Annotated in this window: 9 protein-coding genes; 1 reads left to right on the plus strand and 8 read right to left on the minus strand. The window is 39.6% G+C overall.

What is annotated here, in order from left to right:
• Positions 1–97 (plus strand): transposase domain-containing protein (locus VJY63_RS06870; RefSeq protein ID WP_324049338.1); only part of this gene is annotated, 97 nt, incomplete at its 5' end.
• Between the two features lie 30 nt (positions 98–127).
• Here VJY63_RS06870 and VJY63_RS06875 read toward each other — a convergent pair.
• From VJY63_RS06875 to VJY63_RS06910, 8 genes are all read right to left on the minus strand, one after another.
• Positions 128–379, minus strand: coding sequence for a hypothetical protein (locus VJY63_RS06875; RefSeq protein ID WP_324049340.1), 252 nt, complete (start codon positions 377–379; stop codon positions 128–130).
• A 75-nt stretch (positions 380–454) separates the two neighbouring features.
• Positions 455–1276, minus strand: coding sequence for a histidinol-phosphatase (locus VJY63_RS06880; protein WP_324049342.1), 822 nt, complete (start codon positions 1274–1276; stop codon positions 455–457).
• Positions 1269–2300 carry a radical SAM protein gene (locus tag VJY63_RS06885; RefSeq protein ID WP_324049344.1) on the minus strand — a complete coding sequence of 344 codons (1032 nt, stop codon included), beginning with the start codon at positions 2298–2300 and terminating at the stop codon, positions 1269–1271. Before VJY63_RS06885 ends, VJY63_RS06880 begins: the two co-directional genes overlap by 8 nt.
• Before the next feature lie 319 nt (positions 2301–2619).
• Positions 2620–3285 carry a hypothetical protein gene (locus tag VJY63_RS06890; protein ID WP_324049346.1) on the minus strand — a complete coding sequence of 222 codons (666 nt, stop codon included), beginning with the start codon at positions 3283–3285 and terminating at the stop codon, positions 2620–2622.
• Complete coding sequence (locus tag VJY63_RS06895) at positions 3285–6263, minus strand: ATP-binding protein (protein WP_324049348.1); 2979 nt, start codon at positions 6261–6263, stop codon at positions 3285–3287. Before VJY63_RS06895 ends, VJY63_RS06890 begins: the two co-directional genes overlap by 1 nt.
• A gap of 36 nt (positions 6264–6299) precedes the next feature.
• Entirely contained in the window at positions 6300–10037 is a 3738-nt protein-coding gene (locus VJY63_RS06900; protein ID WP_324049349.1) for a DUF2357 domain-containing protein, read from the minus strand.
• Positions 10038–10112: 75 nt separating this feature from the next.
• Entirely contained in the window at positions 10113–12674 is a 2562-nt protein-coding gene (locus VJY63_RS06905; protein WP_324049351.1) for a chromosome partitioning protein ParA, read from the minus strand.
• A complete protein-coding gene (locus VJY63_RS06910) occupies positions 12667–14679 on the minus strand; it encodes a hypothetical protein (protein WP_324049353.1) in 2013 nt (670 codons plus the stop codon). The genes VJY63_RS06905 and VJY63_RS06910 overlap by 8 nt, the downstream gene beginning before the upstream one ends.
• Positions 14680–14701: the final 22 nt, after the last annotated feature.

The raw sequence follows: 14701 nt of genomic DNA on the forward strand, positions 1-14701 counted from the left end.
ACAAGCCTACATCAAGCACATTCTTGACCGCATAGCTGTCGCTGACACATTAGAAAAACTCGAAGCCCTGCTGCCATGGAATGTAGAGCTGGATTAAGCTAAGTAGCCGTTCTGCAAGGGTGCTGATTTAGGGGCGCTTACCGTTCTCACCCTCTGTCAAGTGATATATAGCATGACCACCAAAAATAGAAACATATTCGTTTATAGTTATTTCATGACTCTCTAATAGTTTAGCGGCATAAGAGCGTAAATCTTTTTTAGTATCCAATGGCCTCGGACTATCAATTGCTTTATTAAAAAAATAAAGTTGATCTATAATTGGATAAAATTCAATTTCAAACCAGCTATTAAACTCAGGAATAATGCAGTTTTTCTTCATCTTAATATCTTTCCTAGATTCAGTCATGTAATAAAATTATATATAAAACTATAAAACTATAAAACAGCTTGGGTGTTAATTAAAAAAATCTACAGACACACCTATACGTTGTCGTTTTTCAAAATAGCTAATTTCCCTCAAACCTGATTTTTTTAACGTATGCACAACCTCCTGAATCCCTGCTCCAACATCTACGGGGTCATGCGCATCAGAACCAATAGTGAAATTAATATCATGCGCAAGAAGCTTTGGTATAAGTATTTTTGACGGGTAACTCCAACAATTGTATTTTTTTTCATTATTTTTTAAATTAAGCATGCTCTTACGTAGCCCTGAAGTATTCAGTTCATAAGAGATATTATACGTATTAAACAATGGCAAGATCGGAGTTATATATTCTAAAAATATATATTCTGGCACAGCACGCAGTAATGAATCAACATGGCCTACAGCATCAAAAATACCACACTCAATAAGTTCTATTAAAATATTGAAATAAGAGTCTAGAGCATAAATATTTCCAAGCTGTTCTAGGTCCCATACTTTTACGCTATTTTCATTTGGCATCGAAATATAATGTATTGATCCAATCACAAAATCTAAATCATATCTAGAAATTAGATTTTTATTAAAACCATATGAGCCCGGAACATAATCTAGCTCAAGCCCTGCTAGTATTTTAATTTCACCGACATAGTTATTTTTAGCTTGCTCAATATCTAGAAAATATTGATCCATTTCATTATCTAAAAGACGATTGTTGTTATCTATATAAAAAGGGCCATGATCTGTTATAGTTATAATTTTTATTCCTTTAGCAATTGCAGATTGCACAACCTCATCTACACTCCCAACTGCATGCTTTGAATAAAATGTATGTAAGTGCGAATCAATCATAAAAAACCAAATTTTCTAATAAGCCATCGTGATGTGCCATTTCTTTTATTAGCCAATAAGGATTATTAACTTTTTTAATTAATTGTGGAACACGCAGATCACCTGATATTTTGTTTATTAACTCTGTAAAAGGTTTCGTGTAAAGCAATTTAAAAAGCGGTGTTTCTTTCACATAGAGCTCAAGATTTTTCCAGCAAATAGAATCAAAATGAATATTACCTAAACGCTCACACTCAAGGCCATATAAAAAAACATCACCATTAGGTTTTATTGTTAAATCTAAACCATTGCTTTCTGGATGTTTATTTAAACTTCCTAAAGTAAACCTTTTACCAACTTTAATTTCAATAGCTGCTATATAATCCTGAAGATCTAAAAATTCACCTGCAGTTTCTACTGCTGGGTAAACTAAATTTTTATAATCAATACCAAAAGCACTACCATTGACTACTAAAGAATCCTCTAGAATGCTTTCGTACTTAAGATCTCCATCTAAATTCCACTTTTTCAATTCGTCTATTAAGTATTTCCGAGTAAACTCACGGTCAGAATCAATCGAGCGAAATGAAAAAGACAACTTAGCAGGTTGCCGATCAAAAAAATAATTAACAGTAAAACCATGTGGTCTATGCTTTATCTTTTCAATATGGTGATGGTCAGTACTAAGTCTTATATTGCAGGTATCACCATTTAATTCAGTCAGCGCATTAGTTTCATTATAAAAATTTTCAAGTTTATCATGTGGATAGAACCCGCTTGTTATAAACTCAAATGCTTTACCACCCTTAGAAAGCTTAAGAATTTCATGAAAAACATGATAATTATTAAGGGGCTCCCCTTCTCCACTCACAGAAATACGCTTTACACCTGGCGAGTTAATAAGAGCAGCTAAGTTTTTCTTAGCTTTTACAGACAACTCCATATTAATTCCAGAACTATGCTTATCAGAGTACATACAGAAATCACATCCAATTCCGCATATCTGCGTGATATCTATATACAAAAGATGTCCATATAGCTTCATATTTTACAACCCAAAAATACTTATATGAATAAGTGAAATTAATTTAAAATATTTAAAAAGGCTAGAATATTACACCTGCTAGCTCTAACAAAAACGCATAAGGTCTTGATTTTAAATATTAGCTTGTAGCTAGTTTCGGATAGAACATGTTTTACATTACAGTAAACTTTGAAATTTTCCGTACAATCTCTGTCAAGTTGGTTGTATTAATACAGGTCTCGTTATTACGTTTACTTCCTCGAGGATTAGGAATGACTTTTATTTGTTAAGAATTATCCAAAATAATCAGCCTAAACAACCATAAGATAATACAGTGTTTTTAATTAAGGAGCTTTTCAATTGTTTCATTGCCTAACACTTCACCTAGCCTACTATCAATCAAATCATAGATTTTACGCTGCAAGTCTGAAGGTAACTCTCCATTTAAGAAGCCATCTATATCTGGCTTGACCTGCTCTTGTTCAAAAACGTCGAGCATAGGTTTTATTTGTTCAGGCCCTATACCTACATCAGTACTTGCGAGCCAAAAAGTTTCAGGAATATCAATTTCGAACTTTTCTTTAATACCAGCAATAGTTACAGCACTGCCAATGCAAGCATATTTCAACTTATCTTCACCAGAAAGCTTATCTAGCTTATCTAGGTCTTCTTTACCTAGCTCAATTTCCTCACGTAAATGATCAATATAAGCTTGATTACTATCAAACTGTTCTGAATGCACACCTTCATCGACCGCTCGCTCGGCACGCATACCTAGCTCATACATATCACACTCACTCTGTTCTGGAGAGAACAACCCAACCCCCTTACCTACAGCTAAAGCAATATCAAATATTTTCTCGACCATAGGTAAGCCCCGATTAATAGCATCGAGCAAAATACCGCCCGTAGATAATACTGCACCGCCCATTGCCGAGAAAGCCGTAGTTAGCATTCCTCCGATTGCACTTAATCCCCCCAGAATAACGCCACCTAAACCAAGCATTAGTACTTTCTCCTATTAATAGTATCAAGATTTTCTTTACGAACAAATTTAGCACTTTTCTCAAAAAATAGAGGATAGCAAGCTTGCAATCTGTCTCGCCACCTATTCATCGGCTCTTCTTGAGTAGGAATATATAAATAATTAAGAAGGTGCTCAATTACCCTTGATGTAGAGCCTAGATGTTCAGTGGATTGTTCTAATAGTGAGGCTAAATCCTCACGATTTGTCTCATTCCGATCACCTATATATTTCGTATAAACACTTAACAACTTGGTATCAGCACTAAATGAAAGTCGATCACACCATTCATCTACAGACGTTGTTGGCCGTTGGGCTTGTAGTGGTAATAGCTGAAGGTTTCCTGGTAACTGATAAAACTTCCAAGCACGCTTGCGCAGCTCTGGCTCAATAACATTAAGTGGAATATCTGCTTGTGTCGCTGAGCTTGCTTCAATCTGAATAAGCACCGAGCTTTGCCAACCCTGACCAAACACTACTGCTTGGCCAATACCCAACTTGGATAAATGCTGCTGTTCAGACTCTAATGAAATAGTATTACCTACTGCGGCTTTGTCATCTTCAGCAAATAATTTATGAATAATCTTAGTATTTGTATTCTTTAATACTTCAGGGGTTAACTTATTTGGTATCTGATCAACAATTATTATTCCCTCACCATACTTACGTACTTCAGCCAACATATCAGCAAACATTTCAATTGCTTGTCTTTTATTACTACTAGTTGATGGATCAGCCCTAGTTAAAAGGTGATGTGCTTCTTCAATAAGTGTTAGATGACGAAAATCAGGATTCTTACGATGTTCATTCTTTAGTGCTTGAATAACATTGGTCATAATAAAAGCAATCAATAGTGATTTCTCAGCACCATTACGAATTTCTTCAAGCTCTATCACGACATGGCGCTTAATTAATTCACTAAAATCTATTGAGCGTAGCGTATTAAATATTTGGCCTTTGGCCCCGACTAAAAGCCCCTGTAGACGCGCCTTTACTGAACCTATGTAATCTTTTTGTAAACGCTCATCAAATCCCTGCTCTTTTACTATATCTTCAGTGGTTTTAAGTAAATCTTGTAATATTGGAAAGGGGTAACATCCTGCTGCAAATGGATCTTTATACAAAGAATGCTTTGAGGTATTTAAATCCCAGCCCATATTTTTATAACAACGATAAAGTGCCGCTTCAAGTACCTGTGGAATTGCTGCCTCCATATCAAATGAAGCAGAAAAGCTCGCCTTAATAATATCTACCCGACTTGAAATAGTCTCTCCTGGCATCATCTCCAATGGATTCAATCTTAGTGGTGCTAGATCATCACGCCCCGGAGTTAATACCAGCAAGTCATCGTATTCATTAAGCAGCATTCGATATTCGGTTTTTACTGGTTCAATGACCAAAAAAGGAAGCATACTTTCGCGTAAAAGGTGATGGCAGGTTGTTGTTTTTCCACTCCCTGTAACACCGGCGACAAATACGTGCTTGTTAAGATCCAAACGATTAAGACTTACCTTTTTATGCTCTAATATGCGGCCATCTTGTACCAAACTACCGAGTGACAAACTATTAATGACAGGTACGCTTGGTGGATTTAATCCAAATGACACCTGTTCTTTGAGCTCTAAGCCAACCACCTCCTGTTGGGGTAAACCAGCAACTAGGCTTAACTCCTTTGGCGTAACATAAGCCCCCATCATCACCTTACCGTCAAGACTAACCCGTGACTTAAGGCTATCGAATATATTTAATGCTTGATCATTACTAGCTTGTCTTGGGATAACAGGAATCTGCAGGTTTTTAATACTACCTACCCACTCTGGTGATGATGTAATATTTAGCATTTGTAATGGATACTGATTACCCATATTACCGCTAAATATTGAACGGCTTACATCGCCTAGCCTCAATAGCGTGTGTTGGCTATTTGCTAGTAGCGCAATATTACATATAAATCCACCACGGCTTCGTCCATAGTCAACTCGTGGCAACAAGACTTCATCTATGTAACTAAGCCACTGCTGCGCCTGACGATTGTGCCGTTCCGCAGAGATATTTAGGGTTTTACCTCGGTTTATTGATGCCCCCGCGTTCGTTCCTTCACTGGTAGAGTCATTAGTACCCGATGACTCGCCTTCTGTCGTTGAGTCTGCGCTAGCTTTAGAACCTGTTTCTGAGCTGTCGGAGCGAGTAGCTGTCTTGGTTGTACTTTTACTCTCGTCATGAGAAGAGCCAGTATTCTTCGAAAAACTGGTACTCGTGCTTTCACCTTTATTACTGCCCCAAGATGCAGAGCTTCCAGTGGTATGTCCTTGTTGAAAAGAGACACGTGCAAGGGGCGCAAGCAATTCGTAACCTCTATGCAGCCATTGCTCTAGGGTCACAGCATCTTGTGACGCGAGGCAGGATGCTGTGATGGCTAAACAAAACTCACCACCAGCCATTGCATCGACCAACCGATCTACGCCTTGGAAAAATGCATTTTCTCCCTGTGCTTGCTCTCCCACTGTGCCTTGTAATACCGCAACATGGCGGTAGCTTTGTAGTTGCTTAATAAGCTTGGCACCAGTATCTGCTGGCTGACTTACATTGCTACCCCTAAAGTTTCCTTCAAAGCTAGGCTTAAGTATGTTTTTTGATATATCTGCAATAGAAATACCCGGTTTAGGATATAAGTGATTACGCGCTATCCCCAAATATAGACCAACACCATTAGAGTCTCCCATTAACAAGTAAACAATACTAGCACCTGGATAGCGGATACTGCTGTAGACATTTTCTAGTGCTTCGCGGCGTGGCGCATCCGATAAATGGGTTAAGCTAGTAATCTGAAACAAGTGGTAATCTCCAGCCTCTAATACACCAGAAGGCAATAGTCGGTCACCTATGCTTATTTGATCAGCAGGACGATCTAAGGCGTTCATTAATTTATCAAGCGATTTAATCTCTACAAGGTTGCTCATATCTCTCACTTAAAATAATGCCTGTTATGACCCAAATTATGTATTAACCAACTCGGTAATGGTTATTTGATCAGCACCATCTTCTCCTGAAAGGTAAAGCTTTAATGCATACAGTAAATCTGGTGTACGATAGTAAGAATCAGGTTTATTAACGGACAACTTAACTCGCGCATTCACCTTAGGATTTTGAAGCTGATAAGCTAACGCCTCACCTTGTTCACCCGTAATTTTCTCAACAGTACTAAGTAGCTGGTTAGTTAAGCTGCTACCGTAAGCAAACAATGAGCTTATTTCTGATTTTGAGCTTTCTCGTGTACGCAATAACGCAAGCATGAGTTCCAAATGCAGAATAAATGAGTTCCATTTGTAATGCTTATCTTGCTTCTTAAGCTGGCCAATAGCTTCAAGTAGATACTCGTTTAGCCTTTGAGTCAGCGTTGTCACTTGTTCTGCAGTTAATTTATGGATAACTGTTTTATCTCGCCACATAGCAACCGATATAATCTCCAAAGTTGCTGCTCGAGTACCACCACTGTCATCAACTGGCTCAAGTATTTGGGTGAGCAACTGTTGTTGCCATGGCTGGCTTACATCACCCAAAGCGTACTTAAACCAGTTACTCTCATCCCGCAGATTTTTATCGGTTGCCATTTCTAGAAGATTATCTGCTGCAGATGCAGGCATCAGTTTGTGGTTGTAGCTTAGAAACTGCACAAGCTCTCTTTGGAGATTTTTATCGATACCTTCAATTGCTAATAACTCTTCTGTTTGCGCGATTGCCTTTTTTCCGTTTACTGCAAAACTTTCTGGTATATCTTCATCTACAAAGCTGCGAGCTTGATCACTAAAAATAAGCATAGGAAAGCGCCATTTCTTAGATAAGCTTTTAAGCTCGTACTCTGTTAGCTCTCCCATAGGCGCTACATTCGATAATGAAAACCTATTTTCCTCTTTAATAAATATGTCACCTGAAAAGTAATTTTCAGTTTTAATATCTATATTTTTAAACTGACTTTTATGTACAAAAACACTATTGTAATCAGGATGCAATTCATAGAATCCAAAATCTTTATTTTCAATCCACTTAATATCTTGGTAAGAAAAACTAAAACGCTTTTCATTTTTACCATACAACATAAAATCATAAATCTCATTCAGCTGCTTTAGATTACTCTCAATCCATTCAATAACATCAGTAGGGCTTTCATTGCCTACATATTCATAAAGTTTCTCGAATATTAAACGTTCAGGAAAAGCAGGAATTGCAACCACTCGATTAGTAGTATCATCCTGTTTTTTACCCCATTGAGCATCAATATAATTAAACGGTTTATTATCAGTATTTACTGGGATAAAACGTAATTTATATGGTTTTTCATCACCATAGGTATAGGTAAGCTTTAAGTTGCAGCTACAATCCGTATTAAGTGGTTTTCTTAACGATAACAACAGTGAAAATTCCTGCCGATGACTCTCAGTTCCCTGATAGACAGTAAAGCGCAATTCTTCTTTACCACTTGGAAGAGTGAATGGAGTGCTGATTGGAATCTCAACTGCAACACCACGCTCAGGTTTAACTGAGGTACGCTTATCAACAAAGTAGAATTCTTGCTCGATGCCTTCTATTGGTAACCGTGTCATTAACTGGGGTAAGTGGTCTTTCCAAAAAACCTTATGAGGCTGCTCATACTGTTTTTGTAGCAGCTGCTGCGAGCCCAACAGTGGATCGCTAGCTAACCACTGTTGGGGTTTAACACCCTTTTGCTGCTTGATTGCTACAGATACAGAAATAAAGTAAGTTTTTTCAATTTTCTTCTGTAATTTTTGTGCTTCTTTAAATAATACATCACTAATGTCGATGTTCGACACCTTTAAACCTGCAGGAACACGATACCAATGATCACCATCCTGCAGTATCATTTTGGCTTTGTTTGATACGATTTCACGGTAGCTATATAGCTCGATAAAACGCACTGCTATATGACTAGGTAATCCTGACTTAACTAACGCATCCTGCAACAGCTGCCGCTCCCCCTTTTGAGAAAGCTTAATTGATGGATGTCTTTCAAGGTACTCTTCCCCTGCATTCTCTCCCCAGCAATAATAAACCGGTGTAGCATAAATGCCGTCGCAATCAGAGCTAAGAACCATAATTAAGTCATTAAGCTTAAATAGGTTGTTAGCTGTTGCAGCATAAGCGGCTGCAATACTTTTTGGTAGTGGCGCTGCATTATTAAAGTTACGACTCATTTCACGACGCAGATCACTGGTCTCAAACTCACTGTGATGATCACTAACCAGGTAGTGCATCTGCTGGTCTGCTCGAAATTGCTTCGCTAATTGGTCTGAAAAAACACCTAGCTGCTGGGTTTTACTGTCGCCATTTACTTTAGTTAACTCTTTAGCACTAAACACTTTTGCATCAGCTAGTAATGCTTGGCTTTGGCTAGAATCTAATCCAGCTTCATCAAGTAATAGCGGTTCTATCCAATACTCATCAGAATCAGTTCCAAGTTTTAACTTGCAACTAGCACCATCAAACATCAGGGATGCAAAGTTATCAGACACCTTAGTCGCTGGTTTTAACAAGTGCCTAGACTTCCTCTCACCAGGAAGAAGTTCGTCAATAATCCGTGCAGCCAAACTAGAAAAATCTGCAGGCATAGCAGGCACAGGTTGTTTATCATGATTATGGCTTGAAATTGAAGAGCTGACTTTTACATTTATTACACCATTATGATGCTGGAAGTTAAGCTCCCAACAATGCGACTGCCCTGACTGAACTCGCCTTTGGATTTTAATTTGCCCTTCGGCAGATAGTGACAAGAACAACTCAGCCTGCGGGCTAATAACTGGCTCATTATTAGCTTTAACTTCATCCCCACCAAGATCTATAGCCAAAACCTCGACTGGAGCTAGCTTTTCAGTTAGCTCAAGTGAGGAAACCACCGATAAGTAATCTAGCTTAAATTGCCAAGCCTGATCTAACAGTACGCAGCCCTCTGTACTAGCTAGCTGCTTTAATAACTCACTAAAAAGACCAAACCCAGTTGCAAAAAAAGTCTGCTGCTGATTTTCACAGTCTTCTTCTAAACGCTGTAATAGCTGCCATGCACGCCATACCTTTCGGTATTGTTTATCTTGCAGTAACACATTATTGGGCGGCATATGTTGCCAGGGTTTAATTGCAACAAACTCTTCTTGCCTTAAAGTTTTCTGTATTGAGTCTATAAGGTTTTCTTGCTCATCAGTTAATTTTAAACCAGCGTCTTGTCGATCTAAAATAAGACCTTGAGTTCGAATTAAGAAAGCCTTCAATAACCGATTTTCAAGCGTATCAAAACTCATTTTACGAGTAGCAGCCAAGATATGCGGATTAGCAGCTAGCTTTTCACGCATATTATTACCCGGTTTGCGGCTCAGCCACTGCACCGAGCGACTATCCAAGCGTTGCGCTAAATAGACTGGTGTCATCTCATGGACTCGCACCACGGTTTGCCGAGGCGAAAACAAAATATGGCCGATAGCGTCCATGCAATGATTGATCAGGTGCGTAAAGCGATCATATAACCATTCATCTGGCCCCGGAACACTCTGGCTCAGCCAGTGGCTCATTCGCTGTGGTAATGCCTCACCATTGAGCGGGTCAAAAGTGAGGTTACTCAGGTAACGGTGCTGCCCTTGCAATAGCTGCAGCGCAATTGCTTCACCCGCTTGATAGCGAGCATACAGTTGACCAAAATCGTTCAACTGCTCATTTTCATTGTCGGTCATCTAAATTCCCTACTTACTCTTTCCAAGTATATCATTCATACCTTTAGGCATCAGTAATGCCAAGGATTGCGAGTTCTATTTAGTAGGCTGTGATACAGAATCTACAACTTCTTTTTTATTGGCGCGTTTTGACTTCTGGTTAGGAGCTGCAACTGAAGCCTGCTCTGTAACGCTTCCTGTACTTGACTCCAACAATGGTTGATTTAAAGCAAGCTTGAATAATTCTTGATAACGATCGTTGCTCTGCTGATTATTTAAGTAATCTGCACTTGCCCAATTAAATTGTCCATGGCCAATTCGCATCGCTTTATCAAAGTCATCAAGAATATCTAGTTCATTATTGGCGAGAAGCTCACGAATGGGGTCTAAACAATGTTCTTTGGCATAACCGCGTGTCTCAATGCCGCGCAGTTTAGGCATGACCTTTTGTACTAGCTGATCTTCAAAAGCAAAATTGAGTGCTTCTTTGTATTCAACAGGGTATTGTTCTGCATCCAAACCAATAACTAATGGGTGGTTAAGCATGTAGTATTCAATGGATTGCCAAACACGGTGACCAAGTGCCTTACCATCTGCCCCCAAATATTTATTTATTTCTTCTATCAGTTTCTTATATGGCTCTACCACAGTGTCTGACAGCTCACTTTCCTTCTTAATCCAATCCCACCACATTTTCATTGGCAACAAGTCTGCTTGTGCAGGCAATGATTTAAGCTTTTCACGACGATGTAAAGAATTTGGGCGAGGGAAGTAGATAGAGGTACCACGGTCAATTACCTTATCAGACAAAGACTTGGTGGTTTCATCTTGGTTCATAGTGCCAGCAAATAGCAGATTTCTTCCTAATGAAAGCTTATAAGGATCTAGCTTTGCACCAAGGTTAATATCAATGTAGGGCAGTTCACTATTTTTAGTCGCGCGACGCTGCTCCAACTTACTCAGAAAATCTGCAAAGTAGAGTTCCACATGAGCAAGGTTCATCTCATCAAGAAGCACCAAGCTCACAGTGTCATCAAGTCCATTGTAGTTATCTTCTGGATTATCACTGCCTGTTATCAGCTTTTCGCGACTTTGTACAAGAAAATTGAGCATCGGCTGTGTTTCATAGCTGTTACTGATCGAATTAAAGTAACCCAGCATGGACTCCTGTGAATCCCAATTTGGCTGTACAGGTACGTTAATGAAATTAATGCCACCAAAACGGCTGTAAAGCTTTGGTAGCTCAGACTTACCGGTACCACTAACGCCAGCCAAAACAGTTAACGGCGACCACTCAGCAATTTTTAACGCCGTATGAAAAGCACATAGAATACGGTGAGAGAAATGCAGGCCATGGTTACCAATTCCTGAACGAATTGCTTCAAGCCATTCAATCTCATTGATACTCTTGCTTTGACGACGTGGCACATATTGCTCAATGTAAGGACGTTTAATCTCTCGAACCCGTTCTTCTCGATTCTGCGGCTCGTTATAAGCGGGGTTTAATCGGTCTAAACTTTCTTGCAGCTTATTATTATCAGCTAAAACAGCCTTATAATTAACCTCAAGGCTATTGAGCTTAGTTTGTAGTCGTTCTTGGTCATACTCCAACTGTTCTTGGGTATCCAGATCACGTTGAAGCTCACGCTTTTCATCTTGTAAAAGTTGCTTATCTTGTTCCAGTCTGGTGACTTCAGCTCTGTGGTTATCGTAGTATTCTTCTAGTTCCTGGCTCGGCCGCTTAAGCTCTTCACGCAACTCACTCAGTTCTTCATTCTTAGCTGTAAGGTCGCGTAGTACTTCCTCTGGTGACTTATCACCCAGTGCCTTTTTAAGCTCATCGTATGCACTGTGTAATGCATCTTGACGTTCAATACGACTTAAAAGATGTTGTTTATCCTGCTCAAACTGTCGCTCTTTTTGTTCAAATTCTTGCAGGCGAGTCTTAGTACGCTCTTGAATATTCTGTTCAAGTGAATCTTGCAGCTGGTTAACCTCTGCTTGCTTTAACCTTACGCTGGTTTGCTCGTCAGTTAGCTCAACTAGCTTCTGTTCAAGCTTATCTTCTCGATTTTTAAGCTCGTCACGGCGTTTTTGTAACTCCTTTTCCAGCACATCAAAATCATTTTTGCGCTGTTGCTCTATTTCATTATTCAACTTAGTGATAGCAGCAGAACGTACTTGCTGTAGCTCTCGCTGTAACTCTGCTCGCCGCTCAGAAAAGTCACCTTCAGCTTCTTCTTGAGTTTTTGCTAACTTTTCACGCTCTACTTGCAGCTTATGCGCCTCTGCAACCAATTCAGCACGCTGCTTTTTAAGCGTTTGACGTTCTTCTACAAGTTGCTGCTCACGCTCTGCAAAAACCTCATCTCGCAAAGCCGGCAAACCCTGCTCTATTTCTAGCTGCCGACGCTCTTGCTCTTGATGGCGAGTTTCCAATTCGAGGCTACGTGCATTAAGTGACTGTTTATCTTTAGCAAGCGCTTCTTCCCGCTGTTTCAAACCTTGCTCTTGGTTATTAAGGCTCTGCTGTAAATCTTTTAACTCTGACTCTTTTTCAGCCAACGCAACTGCCTGTTTTTCAAGGCTCTGCTGTAAATACTGCATCTCAGAACCTTCAGTCTTAATCTTCTCCTGCCCCTGCTGATTGTTATCCACAATATTGCTCCATTAAATGCTTAATAAGTTCAAATACAGTTTTCTCAATTTCATTCAAGTTTTCATGCTGGCCTAGGATTGGCCCAGAGTGGCCTCTTATCTTATTCAGGCTATCCACTGCTTTAACAAACTTCTCAGCGGGTCGAAACTCTTTTTGCTGCTGGTCGGTTATTTGCGCCCAAAAAGCGATAAAGTTTGCCCCAAGAGTCGCATTACTACCGCTTAATGCTTCTCGTACTTTATATATATTGCTATTAGTGATACTTTTTGCGCCAAGGTCTTCTAATTGACGTTTCACAGACTCAACACTCTTTGCCTCACTTGCATCAAGTGCTCGACAGGCTTGATAAAGCGCATGTTGCAAAGCACCAGCAAGCGCATTCGTTCTGTCTCTAGCATCCTCGAAATTGGCAAACACCAAAGCATCAAATAGCCCCTGATACACACGCTCGCTCATGCGACTGCGCATTAGCCCAAAATACCTGTCTAGTTTGTGGCTCGCTTCACTGCGAATATCCTCTTTAAGCCAGTTGGGCACAGTTTTTTCTGCTACTTGATTGTTATTATCTTTTAACCAAGCTGATAAGATTTCACGAATCTTTTCTACAAGTTGATGAATAAACTTAACCTGATCAAAACCAAGTTCATTACGTACAGCATCAGCATCACCATGTTCAATGGGGTTTCGCCAACGGCGTAACTTAGCAATACTTATTAGTAGTTCAGGATATTCTTTAGCTAACTTAGCCATGGGCTGCTGCTCGTCATTGCGTGCTGCTAGTAAATGGCAGAATAATAATGGCGACATAACAGGTTGCTCTGCCTTAAGGTGAATAATACTACCCTTATTTACCTTGAGTAGATTATTTACAAGCTTGCCATCGCTCAGCTCAAACCCTAGTTTTGATGCTATGTTTTTTGCTAAGTCAGCATTACGCTGCTGGTCGGCACCCAACTCAGAAATGCAGCTATCAAGTTTTGAGAAGGCGTAGCATTCAGCCAATATCTGTTCAACTTTGTAATAGCTTTTGCTTACAAAAGAGGAAAGGTTGTTCTCATATTCGGCTTGTTCAATCGCATTTTTTGCTTTTTTTTCTGTTAATGCTTGGTAAAGCCTGCTCAGTGATTTTGATTTTTGCATCACCTGACGCTGATGAGTTCTTCTGCTTTTTTGAAGCAGCCCTTCATACGCTACCTTTACAGATGAATTGTTCTCTCGGTTTCTATGACTATTAAACCCTCGAGTAAACCGCTCTTGAATAGTCGAGCGAAAACCATCACTAACATAAGCCGAATTTGCGCCACCTACCCTAAACGCATAGCAATGCAGATAAACCAACTCACTCTCTGGGTTGACTGAAATAGTGCCTCTGCTAGTTATGAACCCATCATGATTGCCGCGACCAGAAGAGGCTGTTAGCTTTTTATTCTGCTGGCGGGAGCGCTTAATAATTTCAATCACCTCGTGCTCATCTGGTGATTTTTTAGATACACTTTCACTCAACAAGGGGATTGCTTTTACTTCTTCAGCCTTACCAACACTGCCTTGAGTAAATTTAACCAAGCCACTAGATGTTTGTTCAGCATTAACGGAAGGTAGCTCACCACGACTAATAACTGGTAACCAACATTGATTGATTAAATCAAAGTATACTGTCGCACCTATTACCTTCGTTTGGCTGCTATTGATTTTTATGAGTTCTTGCTCCCCCTCATTGGTTAATCTGAGCCTGTCGGTAATTAAGCCTAGCTGCTGTAGTTTAAGACTTATGAATTCTGTAAGGCTTGAATGCTCGTTTTTTTCATTTATCAGCCCCATTTGATGGCTTAACTGTTTAAGATCGCTGCCCCCCTCACCTAGCAAACGCAATAAGGTACGCTCAAATAGATTCAAGTCCTGATCTTCTTTAGCTTGTAACGAGATCGAAAAACGTAAGCAGGGCCATAAGATGTCTTGCATTGCTTTAGGGTGGTGCTGCGCAATAGAATGCGACTGATGCAACACCTTAAATACTTTAGGTTGATGT

Origin of the sequence: Marinospirillum sp. (genome assembly GCF_035271045.1) — a bacterium.
Classification (GTDB): Bacteria; Pseudomonadota; Gammaproteobacteria; order Pseudomonadales; family Halomonadaceae; genus Marinospirillum.